The 23,111-nt window shown below is 42.7% G+C and carries 23 protein-coding genes; 12 read left to right on the top strand and 11 right to left on the bottom strand.

From position 1 onward, the window contains the following. Window positions 1-361 precede the first annotated feature (361 nt). Window positions 362-1,459, top strand: coding sequence for an OmpA family protein (locus tag AC1MCB_RS01895; RefSeq protein WP_479967054.1), 1,098 nt, complete (start codon window positions 362-364; stop codon window positions 1,457-1,459). Window positions 1,460-1,598: 139 nt separating this feature from the next. On the opposite strand, the gene AC1MCB_RS01900 is transcribed toward AC1MCB_RS01895, so the two are convergent. Then, complete coding sequence (locus AC1MCB_RS01900; RefSeq protein WP_479967055.1) at window positions 1,599-2,735, bottom strand: PAS domain-containing sensor histidine kinase; 1,137 nt, start codon at window positions 2,733-2,735, stop codon at window positions 1,599-1,601. Between the two features lie 318 nt (window positions 2,736-3,053). Here AC1MCB_RS01900 and AC1MCB_RS01905 point away from each other — a divergent pair, with 318 nt between their 5' ends. After that, window positions 3,054-3,275, top strand: a complete 222-nt coding sequence (locus tag AC1MCB_RS01905; RefSeq protein ID WP_479967056.1) for a DUF551 domain-containing protein — start codon at window positions 3,054-3,056, stop codon at window positions 3,273-3,275. A 146-nt stretch (window positions 3,276-3,421) separates the two neighbouring features. Continuing rightward, on the top strand, window positions 3,422-4,621 hold the full coding sequence (locus AC1MCB_RS01910; RefSeq protein WP_479967057.1) for a S41 family peptidase: 1,200 nt from the start codon (window positions 3,422-3,424) through the stop codon (window positions 4,619-4,621). A 17-nt stretch (window positions 4,622-4,638) separates the two neighbouring features. Here AC1MCB_RS01910 and AC1MCB_RS01915 read toward each other — a convergent pair whose 3' ends face one another. Together AC1MCB_RS01915 and proB are read right to left on the bottom strand one after the other, a co-directional pair. Further along, entirely contained in the window at window positions 4,639-5,889 is a 1,251-nt protein-coding gene (locus AC1MCB_RS01915) for a glutamate-5-semialdehyde dehydrogenase (protein ID WP_479967058.1), read from the bottom strand. 67 nt (window positions 5,890-5,956) lie between these two features. Then, a complete protein-coding gene (gene proB, locus AC1MCB_RS01920; protein WP_479967059.1) occupies window positions 5,957-6,991 on the bottom strand; it encodes a glutamate 5-kinase in 1,035 nt (344 codons plus the stop codon). 341 nt (window positions 6,992-7,332) lie between these two features. Between proB and AC1MCB_RS01925 the strand changes: the two genes are divergently transcribed. Then, window positions 7,333-7,782, top strand: a complete 450-nt coding sequence (locus AC1MCB_RS01925; protein ID WP_479967060.1) for a KTSC domain-containing protein — start codon at window positions 7,333-7,335, stop codon at window positions 7,780-7,782. Between the two features lie 49 nt (window positions 7,783-7,831). On the opposite strand, the gene AC1MCB_RS01930 is transcribed toward AC1MCB_RS01925, so the two are convergent. Then, window positions 7,832-8,056, bottom strand: a complete 225-nt coding sequence (locus AC1MCB_RS01930; RefSeq protein WP_479967061.1) for a hypothetical protein — start codon at window positions 8,054-8,056, stop codon at window positions 7,832-7,834. Window positions 8,057-8,272: 216 nt separating this feature from the next. On the opposite strand from AC1MCB_RS01930, the gene AC1MCB_RS01935 reads away from it, so the two are divergent. From AC1MCB_RS01935 to AC1MCB_RS01950, 4 genes are read left to right on the top strand one after another with little or no spacing between them, the layout of a single operon-like run. Further along, complete coding sequence (locus AC1MCB_RS01935; protein WP_479967062.1) at window positions 8,273-8,716, top strand: thioredoxin family protein; 444 nt, start codon at window positions 8,273-8,275, stop codon at window positions 8,714-8,716. Further along, window positions 8,697-9,653 carry an FAD:protein FMN transferase gene (locus AC1MCB_RS01940; RefSeq protein ID WP_479967063.1) on the top strand — a complete coding sequence of 319 codons (957 nt, stop codon included), beginning with the start codon at window positions 8,697-8,699 and terminating at the stop codon, window positions 9,651-9,653. Before AC1MCB_RS01935 ends, AC1MCB_RS01940 begins: the two co-directional genes overlap by 20 nt. A 2-nt stretch (window positions 9,654-9,655) precedes the next feature. Beyond that, window positions 9,656-9,883 carry a DUF4266 domain-containing protein gene (locus AC1MCB_RS01945; protein ID WP_479967064.1) on the top strand — a complete coding sequence of 76 codons (228 nt, stop codon included), beginning with the start codon at window positions 9,656-9,658 and terminating at the stop codon, window positions 9,881-9,883. Between the two features lie 14 nt (window positions 9,884-9,897). Next, a complete protein-coding gene (locus AC1MCB_RS01950; protein ID WP_479967065.1) occupies window positions 9,898-11,082 on the top strand; it encodes a DUF3570 domain-containing protein in 1,185 nt (394 codons plus the stop codon). A gap of 75 nt (window positions 11,083-11,157) precedes the next feature. Here AC1MCB_RS01950 and AC1MCB_RS01955 read toward each other — a convergent pair whose 3' ends face one another. Genes AC1MCB_RS01955 through AC1MCB_RS01965 form a run of 3 tightly spaced genes read right to left on the bottom strand, consistent with a single transcriptional unit; the run spans window position 11,158 to window position 14,519 of the window. Further along, window positions 11,158-12,051, bottom strand: coding sequence for a CvfB family protein (locus AC1MCB_RS01955; RefSeq protein ID WP_479967066.1), 894 nt, complete (start codon window positions 12,049-12,051; stop codon window positions 11,158-11,160). 59 nt (window positions 12,052-12,110) lie between these two features. Then, the gene (locus tag AC1MCB_RS01960) at window positions 12,111-13,166 is read right to left on the bottom strand and encodes a PAS domain-containing sensor histidine kinase (RefSeq protein WP_479967067.1); all 1,056 of its coding nucleotides are present in this window, start codon (window positions 13,164-13,166) and stop codon (window positions 12,111-12,113) included. A 42-nt stretch (window positions 13,167-13,208) separates the two neighbouring features. Next, window positions 13,209-14,519 carry a serine hydrolase domain-containing protein gene (locus AC1MCB_RS01965; RefSeq protein ID WP_479967068.1) on the bottom strand — a complete coding sequence of 437 codons (1,311 nt, stop codon included), beginning with the start codon at window positions 14,517-14,519 and terminating at the stop codon, window positions 13,209-13,211. Window positions 14,520-14,934: 415 nt separating this feature from the next. Here AC1MCB_RS01965 and AC1MCB_RS01970 point away from each other — a divergent pair, with 415 nt between their 5' ends. Both AC1MCB_RS01970 and lepB read left to right on the top strand, forming a co-directional pair. Beyond that, a complete protein-coding gene (locus AC1MCB_RS01970; protein WP_479967069.1) occupies window positions 14,935-16,059 on the top strand; it encodes an alpha/beta hydrolase-fold protein in 1,125 nt (374 codons plus the stop codon). Window positions 16,060-16,212: 153 nt separating this feature from the next. Then, the gene (gene lepB / locus AC1MCB_RS01975; RefSeq protein WP_479967070.1) at window positions 16,213-17,313 is read left to right on the top strand and encodes a signal peptidase I; all 1,101 of its coding nucleotides are present in this window, start codon (window positions 16,213-16,215) and stop codon (window positions 17,311-17,313) included. Between the two features lie 9 nt (window positions 17,314-17,322). On the opposite strand, the gene AC1MCB_RS01980 is transcribed toward lepB, so the two are convergent. From AC1MCB_RS01980 to AC1MCB_RS01995, 4 genes are all read right to left on the bottom strand, one after another. Continuing rightward, on the bottom strand, window positions 17,323-17,799 hold the full coding sequence (locus tag AC1MCB_RS01980) for an ankyrin repeat domain-containing protein (RefSeq protein ID WP_479967071.1): 477 nt from the start codon (window positions 17,797-17,799) through the stop codon (window positions 17,323-17,325). Window positions 17,800-17,872: 73 nt separating this feature from the next. Further along, window positions 17,873-19,483 carry a catalase gene (locus tag AC1MCB_RS01985; protein WP_479967072.1) on the bottom strand — a complete coding sequence of 537 codons (1,611 nt, stop codon included), beginning with the start codon at window positions 19,481-19,483 and terminating at the stop codon, window positions 17,873-17,875. A 222-nt stretch (window positions 19,484-19,705) separates the two neighbouring features. After that, window positions 19,706-20,080, bottom strand: a complete 375-nt coding sequence (locus AC1MCB_RS01990; RefSeq protein ID WP_479967073.1) for a YybH family protein — start codon at window positions 20,078-20,080, stop codon at window positions 19,706-19,708. Window positions 20,081-20,089: 9 nt separating this feature from the next. Further along, a complete protein-coding gene (locus AC1MCB_RS01995; RefSeq protein ID WP_479967074.1) occupies window positions 20,090-20,599 on the bottom strand; it encodes a GNAT family N-acetyltransferase in 510 nt (169 codons plus the stop codon). A gap of 410 nt (window positions 20,600-21,009) precedes the next feature. On the opposite strand from AC1MCB_RS01995, the gene AC1MCB_RS02000 reads away from it, so the two are divergent. Both AC1MCB_RS02000 and AC1MCB_RS02005 read left to right on the top strand, forming a co-directional pair. After that, complete coding sequence (locus tag AC1MCB_RS02000; RefSeq protein ID WP_479967075.1) at window positions 21,010-22,443, top strand: APC family permease; 1,434 nt, start codon at window positions 21,010-21,012, stop codon at window positions 22,441-22,443. A gap of 87 nt (window positions 22,444-22,530) precedes the next feature. Beyond that, on the top strand, window positions 22,531-23,076 hold the full coding sequence (locus tag AC1MCB_RS02005) for a class I SAM-dependent methyltransferase (RefSeq protein WP_479967076.1): 546 nt from the start codon (window positions 22,531-22,533) through the stop codon (window positions 23,074-23,076). Window positions 23,077-23,111: the final 35 nt, after the last annotated feature.

Consider the following 23,111-nt stretch of genomic DNA (forward strand, 5'->3'; position numbering starts at 1 on the left):
TATTTTTGTATTATTTTGGTGAAGGTTGTTTAACGATAAATAATTAACCCTGCAATACAAATATTCAGCCATTAAGTTTTCGCTCATTTATTTTTTTACGTAATACCGAAAATCATTCGCTTTTGTGGTACGTAAGTTGCACTTACTGTTTAACGCTTGCATGGTTTACGAACGAGCCCGCAATCGATTTGAATAATAAACACTATTCATCTTCCTCCATAAGCTGAACATGCTTTTATCCTGCAGAGTTCAAAGAGCACGTTCTCAACATCATCGATATGATTATCAGCCCTTAACAGGCTTTCTGAATGGTTCGGTTAGTTAGCTGAATTAAATACCTATAACCATCAATACAAATTTTATGATTATTAAGAAAATTACCTTTTTATTGTCTGCGTGCCTGTTCACGGCTGCTCCTGCATTTTACAGCGGTGCAAATGCCCACGAACTAAATGGCGGCCCTGTAATTACTGTCAACAACGCTGCGGCCGGAGCTAAGGATTCGGACGGCGACGGAGTTAAAGATCGCAAAGATGAATGCCCGGATACACCTGCAGGCGTTAGTGTTGATGCTAAAGGTTGCCCTGTTGATACCGACAGAGATGGAGTTGTTGATTATCTGGATAAATGTCCTGAAGTTCCCGGCACAGATATTAATGGCTGCCAGGATAAGGATAGCGATGGAGTGGCGGATAATTTAGACAATTGCCCTGAAGTTCCGGGAATCGCCAGGTTTAAAGGTTGTCCGGACAGTGATGGAGATGGTGTGCCGGACTCTGAAGACAAATGTCCGAATGAGAAAGGATCTGATAGATTTAATGGTTGTCCCGATTCGGATGCCGATGGTATTGAAGATTCAAAAGACAAATGTAATGACACGCCTAAAGGCGTAAAAGTAGATGCCAACGGTTGTTCATCAGATAGTGATAATGATGGAGTTATAGATGCGGAAGATAAATGTCCGGATACGTCTTCAGGTATTAAGGTTGACGATAAAGGTTGCCCTGCTGATACCGATGGTGATGGCGTAATAGATTCAAAGGATAATTGTCCATCTGTTGCCGGTGAAAAAAATAATAATGGTTGCCCGCCAGTGAAAGCAGATGTTAAGAAACGTTTAGAGTTTGCTGCACGCGGAATTCAGTTTGAAACAGGGAAAGCGACTTTGACTACCTCTTCTCTTCCTATGTTGGATGAGGTGGTAAGCATATTAAATGAGTACGTTGATTATAACTTGAAAATGGGCGGACATACAGATGCAGTAGGTGCTGATGCTAGTAATCTTATTCTGTCGCAGGCAAGGGTAGAAGCTGTTAAGTTATATCTGTCTTCTAAAGGCGTATTAGACACTCGCATCATTGCCACAGGCTTTGGTGAAACAAGACCGGTAGCCCCCAATACAACAGCTGCTGGTAAAGCGAAGAATAGACGCGTTGAATTGGAACTATTCCTGAAATAGACTAATTCTCTGATCGTTAAAAAGGCAAGCCGGATTTATAATTCCGGCTTGCCTTTTTTATGAATAACGGTTTGGTAGCGTTACAAAAAGCATTCACTCGTTAACGCCCGTTGGCGTGTTGCATAACAAAAAAGCAGTTTTATTTTTTTGAGGTATCAGATTCGGCCTGAATCGTCTGTTCATACTCTTCATAGCCCAAAGGAATATCAACATAAACTGTGGTTCCTTTCCCTTCTTCACTTTCGAACCAGACATTACCCGCGTGGGCATCCGTAAATGATTTAACGATCCACATACCCAAACCAATAGATTCCTGACCATCAAGTCCCGTTCGGCCTGCCTGGGTATATTTTTTAAAGAGAAGCGGCTGCAGACTGCGGGGAATACCTATGCCATTATCTGCCACAGTTATTAAAGCCGACTTTTCTAATTTCTCGACATGAACTTTAATAACACCGTCAGGTTTTGTGAATTTGATGGAATTAGAAATCAGATTATTAATTATTTGAAGAAACCTCATGCTATCGATATGTGCAAATATTGTTTCGTGGGAACAAGTGAACTGAAATTGTTTGGCTGCCTCCTTCTGTGAATTGATATAGATCTTCATCACTTCCTTTAATTCCCAGACCAAATCAATCGCTTCTTTGCTAATTACAACGTTTGCTGCATCGAGAGATTCTTTTTTGACCAGCGCGTGTATCAACTGGATATTCTTATTAGATATTTCCTGGATCATGTTCGTCCACTTGCGAATTTCCCGGTTTTTATTTCCATTAAGCTGCTGATCAATCGCTGCCGCAAGCATTTTTACGATGCCGATAGGGCCTCGCAGGTCGTGAGCAAGTATTTCCAGAATCGAATCTTTCCACCCGTTAACTTTTTGCATGTTTAATAAACTTGCTTTCCTGGCCGTGTCATCTTCGATGGTGCCTGTCAGAAATTCGATTTTCTTCCCCTCTTTAATTGGATATGTCTTAAGCCTGATCCATCGTTCAGTATTATCCGGACGAATGATTCTGAAATCAAGAAGGGTGCTGGTTGTTTTTCGAAGAAGGCGAATGAAGACTCTTTTTGCAAGATCCTGATCTTCTGGATGAATAATTTCAATCATCGACGCGGGATCTTTTAATAATTGTTCACGGCTTTTCCGGGTGATACTTTCAAATGAATGATTTGCATAAATAAAACGATGCTCGGTAATATTATAAATGAGAAAGGCTTCATCTGATCGTTCGATCATTTTCTTAAATAGAATTTCTACAGTATCTGACATTCTTGGATTCTTTAAGATTTAAAAAATGTAGCCAGACCGTATAAATTCGAAATGTGAACCAGACACTGAAAGTAAACGGGATCGAAGCAGGTTAATTTTACTGGTTCTTTCTCAAGAGAGAATTCTTGATACCTAAAGTTACCTATAATATATTAACTACGAAATGATGAATATCTGCTGGGGAATTCTATCATTTCCCCCATGCTTCTGAATAAGGATTGAACAGGCTCAATTGATGACCAAATTTTGGTAGGTGACAATATTGTAACTAATACGTGCCCTCTTCCTTAAATACCTGATTTTTAAATTGTTGAATCATTGTTCTGGTTTATTCGTTTTAGGGGAATGGGCTGGATATCGGTGGTAATTGCAAAACCTGAAGAAATGCAGGAAGTGATCATGTTCGATAGTTCAGAAGGGATAGTGATAGGATATTTTTATTCTTTTTCGAATTCCTTTATTGGCAGTGTTGACGGATCCAGGTTAACCCATGTTAGCTATTGGATGCCGTTGCCCGAAATACCTTTGTCTGATGAGTAGTGAAACATGTCGGCTGACCTACACAAATAAGTGTTGTGTTTGTGTAATTGAACGAAAGATTGTTGGTTATCAGACTTGAAAAGTATCTTTAGGAAGGGTCACTAAACCTCATCTTGCTTTTCCCCCCTGATAGCTATCAAAGTCATATGAAAATAACGTTTACCATTGTTCTTCTAATCCTGTCCCTTGGCCTTAGTGGTCAAACTAAATATCAGAAGGACTTTACCGAGTTCTGGACTGTCTTCAAGGATAACTATGCATACTCTGAAAGGCAGAACATCGATTGGAGGAGGGTGAAGGAGATTTACCAGCCCATTGCGAACACTATTCAGAATAAGAATGATCTGATAAAATTATTTGAACAGGTAGTGAATGAACTGTATAACGGACACGTTTCGTTAAATGTAAACCTTAACACTTCAAACCGAATTATTCCCTCCGGTTCCGACATGCTGGTTAGTAAAGTTGGGATGGCTTATCAAATTGGTGATTTGCGCAGGGGCTTCCCGGCAGAACTATGCGGAATGAAACCAGGAATGGAGGTTATAATGTTTAATGGCCGACCTATAAATGAACAATTGACTGCCTTCCTGCCTAAATCTGCCATTCGCTACAATGACAATATGTATGAGTACGCTTTAGCAATGCTGTTCGCTGGCACTCATGACAAACCGAGAGAGATCACTATTTTAGAGAACGGACGTGAACTGACTTTTTATCCGGATCGACAACCTTTCAATCAGGATCCTCAAAAACTTGTGGAAGCTAGAATCCTTGCAAATGACTATGGATACATCAAAATCAATAACTCACTAGGTAACTATGATCTTATTCCGGAATTTGATTCTATCCTTGACAAGTTGATGGGTTCAAAAGGTCTTATCCTCGATCTTACTGAAACGCCGGGCGGAGGTAATTCAGCAGTCGCCCGAGCCATTATGGGACGTTTTATCGAACGTGACCAGCCTTATCAAAGGCACGAATTCGATGAGACAAAATTTAAAATTAAAAGAAGCTGGATTGAGTACGTTAGTCCAAGAAAGGAGACTTTTAAAAACCAGTTGATTGTGATGGTGGGACATTGGACTGGAAGTATGGGCGAGGGGATGGCAATTGGATTTGACGGAATGAAAACAGTCAAGATTGTAGGTACCAGGATGGCTGGATTATTAGGCGCGGTAAATGAATTTCAAACTACAGAAATGAAGATTGGCTACCAGATCCCGGTTGAAAGATTATATCATATTAATGGCACTCCGAGGGAAAATTTTGTTCCTAAAATACTTACCAATAATATTTACGAAACATGTGCAGGGGTTAAGAAAATAATAAACGTAAAAAAATGATCACTTATCCATTTTGCTTATGTGCGTGTTTGTCCCTGACCCCTCACTATCCATTTCTCTGTGACCAGTTTTTCGAGGGCAAATGGGCCGCGTGCATGAAGCTTTTGTGTTGAAATGCCAATCTCAGCACCTAAGCCAAACACGCCGCCGTCGGTAAAGCGGGTAGAAGCGTTTGCAAAAACAGCGGCTGCATCTACTTCATTTAGAAAACGTTCGCAAACTGTTTGATTTTCCGACACAATAGCTTCTGAGTGTTTAGAAGAAAAAGTTCTAATATGATCAAGAGCTTCATCCGCACTCGTCACCGTTTTTATTGAACATTTGAAATCAAGAAACTCTCTTCCGAAGTCTTCTTCTACAGCCTGCTTCAGATGAGGGTAATTCAACTGTTCGAGTACTCTATAAGAAAACGAATCAGCGAATATCTCGACGTGGAAGTCTTGTAACTTAGGCGCAAGCCTGGTTAAAAAAGCTTCGGCAACTTGCTGATCGATTAAAACAGTGTCAAGCGAATTACATACAGATGGTCTTGAAACTTTAGCGTTTGTCACAATGTCAACTGCCTTGTTAATATTCGCCTCCTTTTCAACGTAGGTATGGCAAACCCCAGCGCCTGTCTCAATTACAGGAACAGTTGCATGTTCACGTACATACCGGATAAGCTGCTCAGAACCACGTGGAATTATGATGTCCACATATTTAGTCGCGGTTAACAGTTCTGGCATGAATTTGCGATCGGCAGGAAGTAATTGCACAATGTTAATATCGAGGTTAAGACTGGCCAATGTCTCTTGTATAAGTGATACCAGGTAAGTATTTGTAAATAGAGCATCCGTTCCCCCTCGCAGTAAGCATACATTGCCTGAACGGATACATAGAGCGGCTACATCAATAGTAACATTCGGCCTCGACTCATAGATGATAGCCACAACACCAAGCGGAACTGTTATTTTTTGGACTAATAAGCCATTATCGAGCGTCTTTTCAGAAAGAAGATGATTGGCCGGATCGGGAAGTTCAGCAATTTCTTCAAGACTTTTCACAAGGTCAAAAATTCTTGATTCATTGAGCTGCAACCGGTCTTTCTTAGGATCTGTATCCGCCATCTTATCAAGATCCTTTTTATTTTCGATGATAATCGTCATCACGTTATCCCTAAGCTTTCCAGCCAGCTTTGACAGAAGTAACTTCTTTTTATCATCACTAAGAACCCTGACAGCCCCGGTAGCCCTTGCGGCGTTTTCAAGAAGTTCTTTAATGCTTTCCATTGTTGAGGTATTAAATAGTAGTTCGTTGCCTCGTCAGCCTCATTGCTGATACAGCGATATTATAAAATTACAATAAAACAATATCGTCAGCATGAGCCACCTCGAGATTCCTTGTTTTCTGTGTGTCGCTAAGCAGGTTAGAAGCTACCTTCGCCTTCGCTACCGCTACTGCATTGTTAGATTCATCCAGAATTTCAATTATTTCTCCATTCTCGAAAGGGGATAACACCATCTTAATTCCAACAGCCAGCAGGCTGTGCCGGTTCTGTAGTGCTTTGTACGCACCGGTATCTATTTGGATCCTCCCACTTACAAGGCTTCCGCTAGCCAGCCATCTTTTACGTGCCGGCAGGCTGCTTTGCTGTGGCAGACATAATGTTCCGGTCTTTCCTCGTAGTGTCTCTAGTATGGCATTGCTGTTTCTGATGCCGAAGATAACTACGCGGATGCCCATCTGGTTGGCCAGGCGGGCAAAGGTTAGCTTGGAGGTCATGCCACCTAATCCGGCTGCTGACTTCTCCTTGCGGGCCAATAATAGCACGCTTTTATCCGTAGTGTCTAATTCAGGTATAACCGCATTGGTTTGGTCAAGCACACCGGGTACTGAAGTGCTAAACAGTAACTGTGAAGCGCCAAATCCAACAGCTATCAACGTGGCAAGTTCATCGTTGTCTGAAAACTTTAGTTCCAGGTTGCTGACCACATCATTCTCATTCGCAATCGGAATGATATTGTTAGCCCACAATTGCTCATAGGTTCTCTTAAGCTGAAGAAACTGATCGCGATTTGAGAAATGATGCCTTTCGCAAAGACTCTGTGCAATCGATATTCCATACGGCATAAAATATCGGGAGTAAACATTTAACAGAAGCGGATTCCCGATCGAAGCAGCAGCTTTCTTCTCGTTCAACGTGCCTTTGAAGTTCTTGATAAAATTTTTGCCTGCCGCAACAGCGCCCGATGAAACGATCACCATATTATAATCCTGATGGATTTGTGCCACCTGGCGGGTTATCTCCGCGATTACATCTTCGTCAAGCTCTCCTTTGCTGGTAGTTATAGACGCGGTGCCGAACTTTAGAACTAGAATAGGTTTTGCCACAATTGCCCGGATAAGCTACAAATCTATAATAACAGTCTGCAAAAGCAAACGAAGATGTTAATATACATAGACCAAATATTGGAAAGCAGGGAGCATCTCCGAAGCTTGTGTGTATGGAAGTAAATTTTTTGCGGTGCTGCCTAATGCTTTTAAAAGTGATTGGACGCTCAGCGATTACTTTTACAATTAATCAAACGAAAGATCCCTGCTAAATTATTAATCCGTACCTTCGCCGACTTATTTCCTCTAAAAAAGAATAAAACGAAAGCTGCATAAGTGCCACATCTCAAATGGATTACGCCTTTGCAATTTCATAGCCGTAAAGAACAAACAAAATACTGATGAAAAAAATCGTCGATTACAGAAAATTATTAGGAGTTGATAAAGCCGTTGAATTGCAGGAATTAAAAACCGTTTACCGAACTTTAATGAAAAATTGGCATCCTGATAAGTTTACTGATTGCATAGAAAGCAAGTTAGAAGCTGAAGAGAAAAGTAAGACAATCATTGAAGCTTATCACTTTTTAGTAAGTATTGCCCCGGAAACACGCGAGCAGACATTAGCTGATTACACGCTGACTACCACTACCTCTAATATCGCCGATTTTGAATTTAAAAATCAGGTATTAACGATCAACTTTCTTGATGGCAGTATCTACGAATACTTTGATGTGCCTAAAGCAGTGTATGTGAAATTGATAAATGCTGATTCTCCGGGTAGATTCGCCAGGAGACATATCTACAATAATTTTGTTTACAGAAGCACCAGTAAATTGGTTGCAACTGCTTAAATATTGCCAGCGCTGACAGGGCTCCAAGCCCTGTCAGCGTTAAATATTTCTAATCAAGAATGATGTACCATTTGCTTTCATTGTCTTTGGCGTAGGTCAGGCCATCACTCATCTCATAAACATCCCGTCCATGTTTCTGACTGTAAAAGCTTTTTACTTCGCGGACGTGCACACCTCCGTTTTCCCGGCGAAGATATAGTAACAATGCGCTTAACGCGGGCCCTACTTCATTTAACCGCTGTTCGTCGCTTTCCCTAACAAATGCTGAGCTCATTTTTCCGACTTTTATTTTCAACAGAATATTTGTTTAAATGTTTTCAACGCAACGCCAGCCATGTAAGCAGTTGCTTTTCTGCTTAATTGTCACGCAAAAGAAATTTATGTATATCAATCATTAAAAATGATCGTTGAGCACGGCAAAACTTCCATTTGGCAGGTTCTTTGACTGCTAGTAACAATTTAACATTCAACTCCCTATTTGCCAATATATATGAAAATATTAATAGCATCCCTCTTGCTGGCGTTTCTTGTTCCCAGCGGACCTACCTGGCTTACCGATTATAGCAAGGCAAAAATTGAAGCCTCCAGCACACACAAACTCGTTTTAGTTAATTTCTCGGGTTCTGATTGGTGTGGTCCGTGCATCAGAACTAAAAAAGAAATCTTTAATACGGAGAGCTTTCAGAGTTTTGCAGAGGACAGGCTGGTGTTGGTGCAGGCCGATTTCCCCCGGTCTAAAAAGAACCAATTAAGCAAAGAACAGACACAGAAAAATGAGGCTCTAGCCGAGAAATATAATAGGGAGGGTGTTTTTCCGCTCACCCTGCTTCTTAATGCAGATGGCAAAATTCTCCATAAATGGCAAGGTATACCCGCTAATTCTCCTTTAGAATTTGTAAACGAGATAAAATCCATTGAACGAGCTTCAAAATAAACCGTTGACTCAGCCTAAGGTATATAAACGGGTACTTAAATTGATGGGTAACCGTTTTGAGATCAGCGTAATTAGTCAGGATGAACAATGGGCTCAGCAGCGGATTGAAGAGTCGATAGCCGAGATTCGCAGAATTGAAAACCTTTTAACCACATTCAGCCCTGAAAGCGAAACGAGCCGCATTAATGAGAATGCCGGAATCCGTCCTATTGAAGTCAGTCGCGAGATGTTTGACTTGATAAAACGGTCTATCCGAATATCTGACCTTACAGGCGGCGCCTTTGATCTTACATACGGTTCACTGGATAAGCGCTTCTGGAATTTCGATACAACGATGACTTCACTTCCTGATGCGGACAGTGCTCGTGAGATGGTCAAACTTATCAATTATAAAAAAATAGTATTAGATGAGGAGCGATCCACTGTTTATCTCACTGAACATGGCATGCGAATAGGCTTCGGAGGAATAGGGAAGGGCTATGCTGCCGACCGGGCAAAAGCAGTCATGGTTGCAAAGGGAGTAACGAGCGGAATAGTTAATGCTGCCGGCGATTTAATTGCATGGGGGCAACAGCCTCGTGGGCAATCATGGACGGCGGGAATAGCTGATCCTGATGCAAGCACCAAAATCTTTTCCAGGTTAAATATCAGCAATCTGGCAATCGCGACATCAGGAAATTATGAAAAATATGCTGTTATCAACGGTGAAAAATATTGCCATACCATTGACCCAAAAACGGGTTTCCCTGTTAAGGGCATTAAAAGTGTAACCATTATAAGTCCTATAGCAGAGTTGTCCGATGCCCTCGCTACGCCGGTGATGGTTATGGGAATAAAGGCAGGAATCGATTTGATCAACCAGATAAACAACGTGAACTGCATAATACTGGATGATCAAAATAAGTTATATATTTCCAAAGGCATTAATATAAATTAGATATGAGCAGATCAGTTAGTTATATGCGGACTGTAATAGTGGTTTCACTATTGTTTATCCTGGGCTCGTGTACAACCGTTAAACAATATCAAAAAGCTCAGCTGAATGATTCAGAAATGGCCCTTTCGGCAAGAAAGGTTCAAAAGTTTGAGCAAAGTTTTCAATTATACAGGGAAGGTGCTTCAGGGGCGAACGGCGGTAAAAGCGGTGGAGGCTGTGGCTGTAATTAGCTATTTTTAAAATCATGCGGAAATTACCTCTGACTATCATTGCAATGTACTTGGGCATTTTGAGTGCTTTTTCTCAAAATAGTTCTGTTAAGGATACTACCTATAGAAGCCGTAAACTCAAAGTTGAAGAGATTCATTTAGTATCAGGTTATTATCAGCAAGACGGAGATAACTCGGCTGTAACCGGTGGAAGAGGCACAGAACATTTAACCGACCTGGCGAATACCATAGATCTGACTGTTTCCCGGTATGGTCGCAAATCGTTTATTAAACACAAGTTCAATTTCGAATTGGGGATTGATACCTATACTTCTGCCTCGTCTGATAAAATAGATCCCACAACGATTTCATCAGCGTCCGTGTCTGATCTACGCATTTATCCTTCAATTTCCTGGAATATCGAAAATGAGGAGAAAAGAACAAGCGTTGGGCTGGTAGGGTCTTTTTCTAATGAATTCGATTATACTTCGATTGGTGGCGGTATTAATTTTTCGAAAGCTTCTAAAGATCAGAATACCGAAGTAGCACTTAAACTGCAAGCTTTTTTCGATACATGGAAAGTTATTTATCCAATTGAATTAAGAAATAACCCAAATCTGCTCAGTAGTAGTCCAAGAAATTCATACAGTGCCTCTATAGCCCTCTCGCAGGTCATAAACAAACGCTTTCAGGCACTTTTAATGATTGACCCCACTTATCAGGAAGGCTTACTGGCCACAAAATATCAGCGCGTCTATTTTACAGACAATACCGTTCAGGCGGAAACTTTGCCCGACAGCAGGTACAAGCTGCCCATCGGATTAAGACTTAATTATTTCTTTGGTGACAGAGTTATCTTACGGTCGTTTTACCGTTATTATACAGATAACTGGGGTATAACGGCCAACACCTTCGAGCTGGAAACGCCCGTCAAAATAACACCATTTGTATCTGTGAGCCCGGTTTACAGGTTTTATCAGCAGTCGCAGGCAGACTACTTCGCGCCCTACGCTGCCCACATTGCCTCTGAAAATTATTTTACAAGCGACTATGACCTGTCGAAATTTAATAGCAATTTCCTTGGACTTGGAGTCCGGCTTTCTCCTCCAAAGGGTGTGTTAGGCTGGGAGCGTTTAAAGAGTATGGAACTACGATACGGTCACTATAACCGGAGTAATGGACTCAATTCAAACATTATCAGTATGGACTTGAAATTTTAAGAGAATACTAAAAGAGTCGGCACAAAAAAGGAGAGGGTTAAAACCTTCTCCTTTTTTATTTTTCACTTGGTACTATTATTCCGCTTCAGGATCATGTGTTTCAGTAACAAGCCTGATCTCATAATCAGAAATTGTTATTAACCGGTGTTTGTACAGTCCGCCAATCACTTGTTTAAAAGCTTTCTTACTCATCTTCATCTGCTGGCGGATATCCTCAGGCGAACTCTTGTCGCCCAGCGCTATAACGCCGCCACTCTCCTTCAACATATCCAAAACCGAATCCCTTGAATCCAAAATGAACTCAAAACCCAATGGACGCATACTAAGGTCGACTTTGTTATCTTCAGGACGAATCTTCTTAATATAACCCACGCGCGATTCACCAATCTCCAGCTCTTCATAAACCTCGTTCCGATAGAGCAGGCCCATATATTTATTGTTGATGATGGCACTGTATCCCAGCTCACTGGTGTCACAGATTAACAGACTCACTTCGTCACCTTCTTCCAGGTCACTCAGATCTGTGTCTACTTTGTCATCCAGCCAGGTGGTGGCTGTCAGCTTGCCGTCATGTTTATCTACGTAGACATATACCACATACTTTTTTCCAAGGTGCAATGGATGTTCCTGTTTATTTGCCGGAACAAAAAGGTCTTTGTCAATGCCAATATCCATGAACGAGCCGTTATCTGTCTCATCTACCACTTTCAGGAATGCAAAATCACCAACAGCTGCATAAGGCCGTTTGGTCGTAGCCATCACCCGGCCATCTTTATGATGGTAAACAAAGACAAATAATTCTTCACCCTCCTCTGCATCAGGCTTTTCAGGAAGCAGGGCCTCCTGTTCCCCGTCTGTAAGAACGAGTCCTTCAGGGGTTCTATTTTTTACTTTAAGATAATTATAAGTACCAATCTGAATCATGATGTTTTGAGTATGCTTTTTACGGGATTGTGTTTGCAGGGGCAAAGGTAACCATTTACGCAAATGAAATAAGGCGAAAAGGCAGCATTAGATGGCTGGTCATCTTAGTTCCGGGGAATTTCTATAAAAAAAGTAGTTCCCGCACCTTCGTCACTTTCAACCCAGATCCTTCCGTCATGCCATTCAATGATTGTTCTTACAATAGATAGTCCAAGACCTACAGTCGCCTCGCCCCTTAGACCTGTTCGTCGGGCATCAGTAAATTTTTCAAATAGGGTAGGTTGATGATGTTTTGGAATTCCAATGCCGTCATCAGAAAAGGCAAATAAAACCGAATCCTGCTGATCCGTTATAGTCAAAGAAATGCTTCCGTCGTCTTTAGTAAATTTCAGCGCATTCGTCATCAAATTGTTCATAACCTGCATGAATTTTGATTCATCAAGACTTAAAAAAATGCTCTTACTGGAGCTGTAAAAATTAAATGTCCTCTGCTTCATAGCAGATGATCGCTGCGCTTCCTCCATGTATTCTTTAAGCTTCTCTGCAATATTGACGCGCTGTTTGACAAGTTCTACGCCAGTTGTTTCCAGAAACTCCCTTCCGGTAAGATCGGTTATCAGGTCTATGCTTTGATCTAGAATTTTGGAAACTGTTCCAATCATATCAATTAACTTGGGGTCCTCAACTTTTTTTGTTAGCAATTGCGTTACGGTATTGGCGATACCCAGCGGCCCCCGCAGGTCATGTGAAATTATGTTGAGCACTGAATTCTTTTTGTTTGCATACTTCTTCATCATCTGAAGGTTGTTAGTATCAGCAGTAATGTCTGCTGCGTATACTATAATTAACCTTCCGGATCCTGACGTCAGAAGAATGGGGGTTAGGCGAACATACTTTTCTTCGTTATCTGATACGAGTCGTAAGTCAATCGTTTGCTCATTAACCCCCTTGAGTAAGGCCTGAAAGCTTTCTGACAGATATTGCCGGTCTTCCGGATGGACAAGTTCAAAAAGTGAATTAGCAGACACTTTATCTCCTCCGGAACCGGTTAATAATTTAAAAGCCTGATTGACATACACAAACCGATCAGAATTCAGATCATATACAAAATTTGCATGAGGCGATTGCTCTGCAATTGCTTTATAAATCTCGTCTGCCATACTTTTTTATTTATTGGACCGGCATCTTATAAAAGGTGAATACTAACGCAAAGTCTTAGTACTATTTTCGCTATAGAATTCCATGCCATCCAGCGCTATATTAACTTGCTTTTCAAACTCGCTAAAAAGTCGACGTTCATCATCACCCGGAAATACCTGGGTCATCAATATCGCTATAGAACGTCGCTGTGGATCTATCCAAAACACCGTGTTAAAAGCGCCCGACCAGGATAATTTACCTGGCTTAATCCGCAGGTCCGGATCCTCTTCATAAGTGATCATAAATCCCAGCCCGAACTTATGGCTGCCATCCATCTCAACTTGTCCGGAGGTCATGAGGTTCACCGTTTCCGGACTCAAAATTTGTTTGCCTTTATAACTGCCCTTATCCAGAATCATCCGAAGGAATTTAGAATAATCATAGGCCGTAGAACTTAAGCCACCGCCTCCGCTAAAATAGGTGCGAGCTCCTTCTGAAGGGAAATTGACATCTGGATATTTATCTTTTGACATTCGGTGCAAATCTTCTCCTTCTTTCCAGCTATACATTACGCCTAACCTGTCAATCTTGTTTTCCGGCAGGAAGAAATAAGTGTCATTCATTTCAAGCGGTTTCATGATGTTCTGGCTGAGAAATTTATCAAGAGGAACGCCGGAAACAATCTCGATCACCCTGCCAAGTACATCTATGCTTAATCCGTAATAAAAGCTGGTTCCAGGCTGCGCCCCCAGGGGGACAGCGGCCAGCTTGTCCACCGTAGCCCCAATGGTGGTGTTTCTGATAGTGGTAATATCCGGAATATTATTTTTTCCATATATGGTAGCCAGTCGTTTGTCAATAAAGCCATAGCCAATGCCTGAGGTATGGGTCATCAGGTTGCGGATGGTAATTTCTTTCCGGGCAGGTTCAGTTGTATAGGAGCTGTCTTTAGAGTTGAATTCTGTTAGTACCGCCATATTTGCAAATGCGGGAACGTACTTTGAAAGCGGCGAATCGAGGCTAAGTTTGCCTTGCTCAACCAATATCATCGCAGCTGCGGTTACTATCGGCTTAGTCATAGAGGCGATTCTGAAAATATCCGAGGTTTTCATGTCTTGATTCGCTTCAATGTCTTTTTTGCCAAATGCTTTGTGATAAATGATCTTGCCGTTTTTCATCACCAGGGCCGTGCTGCCGGCAGCCCATTTGCCGTTAGCGGCGGTAAGTAAACTATCCAGGGAAAGGAACCTTCGAGCCTCCGGGTTGCTCAGGGTGCTGGTAGTTGTTACGACCTTTTGCTGCTGGACGTTGCATGACTGCAGGCTCAGCAAAACAGCCAGTCCGACGAAAAAAATTCTTCTAGATGTGTTCATAGGTGTTAGTTAGCTTACCTAAATATAATTTAATTTTAACTGATGAAGGGGAGGATGGAGACCTGATTTTCAAATAACTAGCAATTTATCCGGATAGGATTTGTAGCATTACCAAATTAGAGATTTCTCATTGGCGGTGACTGAGCTCCGCAAGCTTTAGTTCATGGCGCAGTGGCCGAAATCGGATCAGCTCAGTGCCTGCTACTGCTCTTCTTCGGTGATCCTTAGATTAGGATCGTTTTAATCTTAGGATGGTCGAAGGAGACTCGAACATGGTAGGTAGCCAGACAATCTGCTTTAGTTAGTGCTATGCTTTTTAATTATCATTATTCGTCGATTAATCGCAAACAATATTTATCTTACTAACTGGAACGTATCGTCACATATTCTTAATATCAAAGCTAATCAAGCAATTATGAGAATGCTAATTACAGTTGTTTTGCTTACTGCCACATTGGTAGTGAACGCCCAAACCAATGGCCGTCCGCCAGTGTTAGTTAAATCTCCTGAGGTAGAACAGGGCGGGAAGGTAACCTTCAGATTCCTCGCGCCGAATGCACAGCACGTGATGTTGCAGCGGGATGGAGCTACTCCAAAAGCTATGAATAAAGATTCCAGCGGCGTTTGGGCTTATACCGAAACACTCGCACCGGATATTTATCCTTATACGTTTAATGTAGATGGCAATAATCTGCCCGATCCGACCAATCCGGCGTTAAAGCCAATCTATAAGATGTCGCTTGGTCAAAGCATGGTCCATATTCCCGGTGCGGCTTCTTTAAGCTGGGAACAAGGCGATGGGCCGCATGGTACTATAAGCCGTCATTTAAATAAGTCTGCCATAATTGGTACTGACCAGGATCTGTATGTATATACTCCACCAAAATATGACGCGAACAGAAAAAAGCCTTATCCAGTGTTATACCTTTTTCATGGTTTAACGGATGAGGCAAGTGCATGGACTGCTGCAGGAAAAGCCAATGTAATTTTGGATAACCTGATCGCCCAGGGGAAAGTTGAACCGATGATCATGGTAAACACCCTTGGATATGGTGTGCCCGATCTGCTTGATAAAGGTTTTGCCGGAATGACGGCTGAAAGATTTAAAAAGAATAACGAGTTGTTTGTGTCATCACTCATCAAAGAAGTACTTCCGATGATCGAAAGGAGTTACAATACGGGGAAGAGTCAGAATACCAGGGCTGTTGCCGGTTTATCTATGGGCGGTGGTCAAGCCCTGCTGGCAGGACTTAACAATCCTGGTTTGTTTAACTATGTAGGTGCTTTTAGTCCGGCAGTATTGGTGGGCCCGGATTTTAAAGCAGGCTTTCCACAATTGAATAATGGGATTAATAAGCAGTTAGCTTTAATATGGATCGGCATAGGCAAAGATGATTTCCTTCTGTCTCAGAATCAACAGTTCAAGCAATTGCTTGAAACTAATGACATTAAATTCGACTACAAGGAAACTGAGGGTGCTCATACCTGGATGGTGTGGAGGCGCTACCTTACGGAGTTTGCACCATTGCTCTTTAAGTAAATTAAATTGACTCTTAATGAGTGACAGTGCTTCGTTCAGGCAGGCTTACTCGATAGTGTTTGTGCACCATTTCGTACGCTAATTGTAACAAAAAGCAATTTCTACAGTCTTAATTTGGGGTGTGAACACTGCATTCCAATAATCTTTAAGGCTATGAAATTTCCTTTCATTACAAAGAGTAATCATTCAATCGCAGGAAAAAAAAGAAGTAAGGGTCGTGAATGGCTGGATGCCATTTTATTTGCCGTCATCGCATCCACAATAATCCGGGGACTTCTTTTTTCTGCTTATGCGATACCTACAGCATCAATGGAAGGCACACAGCTGGTTGGAGACTATCTTTTTGTTAGCAAGATAGCCTACGGTCCGCGGATGCCTATTACACCGGTTTCAGTTCCTTTTATGGAGTCGACGGTGACTTCAAATAAAATAAAGACCTATTGGGATGGCATTCAGCTGCCGTATTTTCGCTTGCCAGGCCTTGGAAGGGTTGAGCGGGGGGATGTGGTGGTCTTCAACTATCCCCCAGAAGCCGGCAGCAAACCTGTTGACATGCGTACGCACTATATTAAACGCTGTCAGGCGCTTCCGGGAGATGAGCTAGCCATCATTAACTCAAGAGTTTATGTAAACGGTAAACCAATGCCTGTGCCGCCAAAGGGACAAACATCATATATGGTCCGTACTGATGGAGAAAGCTTAAACCCGGAGCTTCTTAAAGATCTCCAGATCCAGGTTCGTCAGCAGTTTAGCCTTTCCGACTACGAAATGATCATGCCTGTTAAAAGCTTCGAAAATTTCAAGAAGAGGGAAAATATCCTGGCGATTGAACCGGTGATCGTTTCACGGGAGCAATCTGATGGCAGAGTCTTTCCGCATAGCGATTTATTCAAATGGTCTGAAGATAATTATGGGCCAATAAGAATCCCAAAGGAAGGCTTAAGAATTGCCTTGAATGACTCCACACTTGCATTGTATCAATCAACGATAGAGAATTACGAGCAGAATAAGATTACCCGGTCGGGAGATGATATCTATGTGAACGGCAAGCCGGCAAGCAACTATACATTCAAATCGAATTATTATTGGATGATGGGCGACAACCGGCATAATTCAGAAGACTCACGCTACTGGGGTTTCGTACCTGAAGACCATATTGTTGGCAAAGCCATGATTACCTGGATGAGCATTGACAGTACTCAGGATTTGCTCCACAAGATCCGGTGGAACAGGATATTGGGCCCCATTAACTGAAAAGCCACGTTAAGCACTTTGCAAAATTTCAACAGCTTCTACATTGCCCTGCTGAACGGCGAGGTCCAGGGCAGTTAATCCCCGGTTTTCACGTATTTCTTTATTGGCGCCGTGAGCGAGAACGAGTTTAACCAATTCATTCCGTCCAAACAGGGTGGCAAACATCAGTGCAGTTCCGCCATTGCCATGGCGGGCATCCAGGTCAGCACCATGTGCTATCAGAAGTTCAGCAATCTCGGGATAACCCTTAAAGCATACTCCCATTAAGGCAGTATTGCCACCATGATCAAAAGCATTTACATCAGCACCGGCTTCCAGAAGAGTTCTCGTTGCTTCCAGCTGTCCGTTATATGCGGCTATGATTAAAGGGGTGTAACCCTTGGGGTCTTGAATATTGAGGTCTTCAGTTTCAGGGATAAGTTTTTCTAAAAGAGCTGTATTACCCGTGCGGGCGGCATTGAAGAAATCATCAATTAAGTTGTCCATTGTCAATAGTATGTTCAGGGTAAAAAAAAGGAGCACTTTAATTAAAGCACTCCTGAAATAACATTCGAATATATTAATACTGATCCGCTCCTTTTGAAACGCTTTCTGCTTGTTGTACGGCTTCCTGATCAGACGTTTGTATATTGCTGGCTTTATTCTTTAAGCCCTCAGATACACGTCGGCCATAGTCTTCATCGCAGGCAGTAAACAGTTCTACCATCTTATCCTTTATATGCTGTTTAACTGGTGCAAGCGTATTTACCAGGTTTGTGATCAGTTCATCACGTTCCCAGTCTTCAAAGTCGCGATAGGTTTGCCCGGCCTGCTGAAAGTTGTTTTGCTTTTCGATCTTGGCTCGTACCAAAGCAGCATTGTACTGTGGCGTGTGATCTTTGCCTGCTTTTTCAGCTTCTTTCAGTCCGCCTAAAGTCGATGGTTCGTAATTTACATGCGGATTCATCCCTTCTACAATGTCCTGGTGGTATGCCATCTGACCGTCGCGCTGATTGGTAGCCACATGCTTTCTGGCGGCGTTAATCGGCAGTTGCAGATAGTTTGTCCCTACGCGATAGCGTTGCGTGTCTGAGTAGGAGAAGGTACGACCCTGAAGCATTTTATCGTCAGAGAAATCCAGTCCGTCTACAAGCACCCCGGTACCAAAGGCAGACTGCTCTACTTCGGCAAAGAAGTTTACGGGATTTTTATCCAAAGTCATTTTACCCACCGGTAACCACGGGAACTGTTCTTTGGGCCAGATCTTGGTATCGTCAAGCGGATCAAAATCGAGTTCAGGATGCTCTCCGTCGCTCATAATCTGAACATTCAGTTCCCACTCAGGAAATTCGCCTTTTTCGATAGCTTCATACAGGTCCTGGGTTGCATGATTGAAATTCTTGCCCTGGATTTCCTGCGCCTGCTCGGTGGTCAGATTCCGAATTCCCTGTAGAGGTTCCCAGTGATATTTTACAAGAACGCCTTCACCATCTTTATTTACCCATTTATAGGTGTTCACACCTGAACCTTGCATGTGCCTGTAACTTGCCGGAATTCCCCATGGAGAAAACAGGAAAGTGATCATGTGCAGCGCTTCGGGTGTTTGACTGATAAAGTCGAACTGCCGTTCACCATCCTGGCGGTTGGTTACCGGATCTGGTTTGAAGGCATGTATAAAATCAGGGAATTTGATAGCGTCACGAATAAAAAAGATCTTTAGGTTATTACCTACCAGGTCCCAGTTGCCGTCTTCGGTATACATTTTTACGGCAAAGCCACGCGGATCGCGCAGAGTTTCGGGCGAGTGACCGCCATGTATAACTGTTGAGAAGCGAACAAACAAAGGTGTGCGCTTTCCTTTTTCCTGGAAAACCTTTGCCCGGGTATATTTTGAAATGGGATCGTTACCTACCATTCCGTAAGCTTCGAAGTAACCGTGTGCGCCTGTGCCCCGGGCGTGAACTACCCTTTCAGGCACTCGTTCCCTGTCGAAGTGCGACATTTTCTCAAGAAAATGATAGTTTTCTAAAGTCGCGGGACCGCGGCTTCCTATGGTTCGCAGGTTCTGGTTGTCGTAAACCGGGTGACCTTGGCGCGTGGTCAGGATGTCGGAAGTTTCCTTTCCCGAACTTTTTACGTCTTTTTGAACGTTTTCAGGATCACCGTTTGAAGAATTTGGAAATTGACTCATAATGACTGGATTTTAGACCCTTTACGCTGAGTCCAACAGCATAAACAAGGGTTAGTTTTATTTAACAGATCAATACAGAAGATTTTAAATTTAACCAATTCATATTCCAATGTCAATAACGAATATTTAAAAGCTGAGTGATTGGATTTTCGGCGACCAGGCTGTTGCTGGGCTGTAGAAATTTTACCAGAGAGATTATCAAACTATTGTCCCGATGGAGGTTTAGTCCAGGGAGACAAAGAGTTCAGCCTGCGTAAGCCACCGGCCATTTACCTTTCGCCACATAGCGGAGTAATTACCTCTAAGGCGTTCGTTTTTATAGTTCCATGTGCCGGTCTCCCATGCTATTATTCCGCTTTCGGCGATGACGATTTCGGCAGGCAAACGCTCAAAAATTGAAGGCGAGGCTGCGAACATTTTCTTGAATACGTTTAAAAGGCTATTTCGGCCAATGTACTGACCACCTTCGCCGGAAATCACTACGACGTCCTTCATCCAGAATTTAGCCACGCCTTCAGCATCATGATCTGCAATCGCTTTGTTAGATAACTCTCTTGACTCGCGTATGATCGCTTCGTTATTATCTTTGTAGTGCATAGGAAGCTTTCAATCAATTTTAATTTCAAAAAGACTTAGTGACAGCCCTTCGTAATGTTTCGGTAATCCCTCGGTATTATCCATCACTGTGATCCCAAGATAGTCGAAGCCACATTGCACATAGTAATTTCTTAACCTCTCATTATCGCCCCAGGTATCCATACGGACAAACTTTTTGTTAATGCTTTTCGCATATTCCTTTGACCATTTTACAATCTCCCTGACGTAGGCACCTCCACGGAATTCTGGGTTAGTTACAATGCGGTGAATATAGATCGCGGGGGCTTTATCTTTTTCTTTCCAAATCAGGGCATCATTAAAAGTGATCGCAAAAATGCAGGCGACCTGCCCGTCAATTACTATTTTCCACTGGCGATTTTCTTTAATCTCTGTTTCCACCAGGCTTCTCTCGAAGCCCTGCCACTGCTTATTGAACACTGTTTTTTGAAACTCTACAGCCTGGTCATAAAGTTTGAAGATGGTATCGATATCATTACTGGTGCTATTGGTAATTATCATGGTCAATTTATTTTTCAGGAGAATAATCTCAAGGTTGTTTATCGGAGCGGGTCTATCGTTTGCGGAGATTTATGTATCTCAAGGTCATCAAAACGGCAACGAACAGCAGGATGAGGATGAATATTTTCATTTGCTATCAAAAGTATCAATTTACTTTCAGGCAAATAAGCTCAGAGCTTTTTTAAGGTTCAAAAACGAATTAGCAACTCTTGAAGGTTGTTAGAAACCAAGGGTCAGGAGCGTAGATCTCAATTTTGTAACGTCCTTTTTATCATCATGTTAAAACATAATAAAGGTAATGCCTGTAATAAATAAACTATTGCAGCCGAAGCTGACGGGAATACGAGATGCTGTATATTTTTAAGCATTAAATGAGCTATAGAAGCTGGTATTAAGCGAAGAGCCGCATTATGAAGAAAAATATCACTGTGAGATCCTCATTCACCGGCCCTGCGAAAACCGGCGGATCTGTTACCGCATCAGGGTCCGCTGCCAAAGGATCGCAACCGGCAGCTGTTCTTAGCCTTGCAGATGCCATCGCCCTGATTGTGGGAATTGTTATCGGTGCAGGGATCTTCCGAGCCCCTTCTTTAGTAGCTGCAAATTCCGAAAGTGGGCCCATGTTTTTATTGGTGTGGCTGGCTGGCGGCCTCGTTTCACTGGTTGGTGCTTTGTGTTATGCCGAGCTCACCACTACTTTTCCGAATACCGGCGGTGATTACCATTTCCTAATGCGGGCCTTCGGTAAACGCCTGGCCTTTCTTTTTGCGTGGGCAAGAATGAGCGTTATTCAAACAGGTTCTATCGCCCTGCTTGCATTCATTTTCGGGGATTATGCGTCGCGATTAGTAAGCCTGGGTGAGTATTCATCAGTAATCTATGCTGCCATAGTCGTTATTTCGCTCACGGCAATCAACGTAATGGGAATCACCTTCGGCACTCTGACACAAAAGGTACTAACCACCGTAGAGGTGACCGGTATAGTGCTGATCATTGCGGTTGGCTTTTTTCTGGCACCCGGGAGCCCTGTGGCTTTGGCAGCTCCGGCGGCTTCCGGAAGTAATTCCTCTGCGGGATTAGCCATGGTGGTTGTGTTGTTAACGTTCGGCGGCTGGAACGAAGCGGCTTATATCTCAGCTGAACTTCGATCAGCAAAACGGAAAATGGCCACGGCTTTGATCTTTAGCATATTGCTTATTACCATAATTTACCTGCTGGTGAATATGGCTTACCTGAATGTACTGGGGCTGGCAAATATGGCAGGATCCAAGGCCGTGGCTGTGGATCTTATGCAGATTACCTTCGGTCAGCCGGGAGTGGTTCTTATTGGGTTATTGGTGGCGATCTCGTCGCTTACGTCGGCGAATGCAACCATTTTTACCGGTGCCAGAACTAATTATGCCCTGGGCCGCGACTTTCCTGCATTAGGTGGCCTTAGTCAATGGAGCTCAAGCAAGTCAGCACCGGTTAATGCATTTCTCCTTCAAGGCGCGATTTCTCTGGCCCTGGTCAGCTTAGGATTAATCACCAGAAGTGGCTTTGAAACGATGCTGGACTATACCGCACCCGTGTTCTGGTTCTTTTTTCTCCTTGTAGGAATCTCTTTATTCGTTTTGCGTTACCGGGAGCCGGATGCCGAACGACCTTTTAGAGTTCCACTGTACCCGTTAACACCACTCATATTTTGCCTGATGAGCGCTTATCTTCTTTATTCAAGCGTGGTCTATACAGGTTTTGGGGCCCTGCTAGGTATCGGCGTTTTAGTAGCCGGAGTGATATTTCTTGCCGCATTAACCTACAGGGAAAAAAAGCAATTGCTAAAATATACTTTGAAGGAAAGCTAAATGATACGATAAGCTCCGGCGCTCAGGATCATACGAGTACACAACAAACCAAAATATCAGGATTTCTCATCATCAAAAAACAAAACCATGAAAACATTTAGAAATGTCTTAGTTGCGGTTGTTTTAACTATGGGAGTTACGACGTATGTATCCGCACAGAGTACCGCAGAGGTGAAGCTTGATGTTCCCTATGTTCCCACCAGGCCTGCAGTGGTAGAGGCCATGCTTAAGCTTGCAAACGTTAGTTCTAAAGATGTAGTTTATGATCTTGGTTGCGGCGACGGGCGCATAGTTATTACCGCTGCTAAGCAATACGGTGCCACAGGAAAGGGAATCGACATAAATCCGGAGCGGATTACAGAAGCTAAAGCGAATGCGCTAAAGGAGAAGGTTAATGGCAAAGTGAAATTCGAAGTAGGGGATCTGTTTAAGTCTGATTTTAGTCCTGCATCGGTTGTAACCTTGTACCTGTTGCCTGCTATCAACCTCAAGTTACGACCTCAGCTGCTGCAACAACTAAAACCGGGAACACGAATTGTATCGCATGCTTTTGATATGGGTGATTGGAAACCGGAAAAAACAATGGAAGTAGATGGCGCAACTATTTATCTATGGACGGTGCCTAAAAAATGACTTCAAAAATTGTCGGTCACCACGGAAGATTAAGT

Source organism: Daejeonella sp. AP26, assembly GCF_056680515.1.

Bases quoted from the DNA above. Each gene is read 5' to 3' on its own strand.
- AC1MCB_RS01895 (WP_479967054.1), top strand. From the start codon at position 362: ATGATTATTAAGAAAATTACCTTTTTATTGTCTGCGTGCCTGTTCACG.
- AC1MCB_RS01900 (WP_479967055.1), bottom strand. From the start codon at position 2,735: ATGTCAGATACTGTAGAAATTCTATTTAAGAAAATGATCGAACGATCA.
- AC1MCB_RS01910 (WP_479967057.1), top strand. From the start codon at position 3,422: ATGAAAATAACGTTTACCATTGTTCTTCTAATCCTGTCCCTTGGCCTT.
- AC1MCB_RS01915 (WP_479967058.1), bottom strand. From the start codon at position 5,889: ATGGAAAGCATTAAAGAACTTCTTGAAAACGCCGCAAGGGCTACCGGG.
- AC1MCB_RS01925 (WP_479967060.1), top strand. From the start codon at position 7,333: ATGAAAAAAATCGTCGATTACAGAAAATTATTAGGAGTTGATAAAGCC.
- AC1MCB_RS01930 (WP_479967061.1), bottom strand. From the start codon at position 8,056: ATGAGCTCAGCATTTGTTAGGGAAAGCGACGAACAGCGGTTAAATGAA.
- AC1MCB_RS01935 (WP_479967062.1), top strand. From the start codon at position 8,273: ATGAAAATATTAATAGCATCCCTCTTGCTGGCGTTTCTTGTTCCCAGC.
- AC1MCB_RS01945 (WP_479967064.1), top strand. From the start codon at position 9,656: ATGAGCAGATCAGTTAGTTATATGCGGACTGTAATAGTGGTTTCACTA.
- AC1MCB_RS01950 (WP_479967065.1), top strand. From the start codon at position 9,898: ATGCGGAAATTACCTCTGACTATCATTGCAATGTACTTGGGCATTTTG.
- AC1MCB_RS01960 (WP_479967067.1), bottom strand. From the start codon at position 13,166: ATGGCAGACGAGATTTATAAAGCAATTGCAGAGCAATCGCCTCATGCA.
- AC1MCB_RS01965 (WP_479967068.1), bottom strand. From the start codon at position 14,519: ATGAACACATCTAGAAGAATTTTTTTCGTCGGACTGGCTGTTTTGCTG.
- AC1MCB_RS01970 (WP_479967069.1), top strand. From the start codon at position 14,935: ATGAGAATGCTAATTACAGTTGTTTTGCTTACTGCCACATTGGTAGTG.
- lepB (WP_479967070.1), top strand. From the start codon at position 16,213: ATGAAATTTCCTTTCATTACAAAGAGTAATCATTCAATCGCAGGAAAA.
- AC1MCB_RS01980 (WP_479967071.1), bottom strand. From the start codon at position 17,799: ATGGACAACTTAATTGATGATTTCTTCAATGCCGCCCGCACGGGTAAT.
- AC1MCB_RS01985 (WP_479967072.1), bottom strand. From the start codon at position 19,483: ATGAGTCAATTTCCAAATTCTTCAAACGGTGATCCTGAAAACGTTCAA.
- AC1MCB_RS01990 (WP_479967073.1), bottom strand. From the start codon at position 20,080: ATGCACTACAAAGATAATAACGAAGCGATCATACGCGAGTCAAGAGAG.
- AC1MCB_RS01995 (WP_479967074.1), bottom strand. From the start codon at position 20,599: ATGATAATTACCAATAGCACCAGTAATGATATCGATACCATCTTCAAA.
- AC1MCB_RS02000 (WP_479967075.1), top strand. From the start codon at position 21,010: ATGAAGAAAAATATCACTGTGAGATCCTCATTCACCGGCCCTGCGAAA.
- AC1MCB_RS02005 (WP_479967076.1), top strand. From the start codon at position 22,531: ATGAAAACATTTAGAAATGTCTTAGTTGCGGTTGTTTTAACTATGGGA.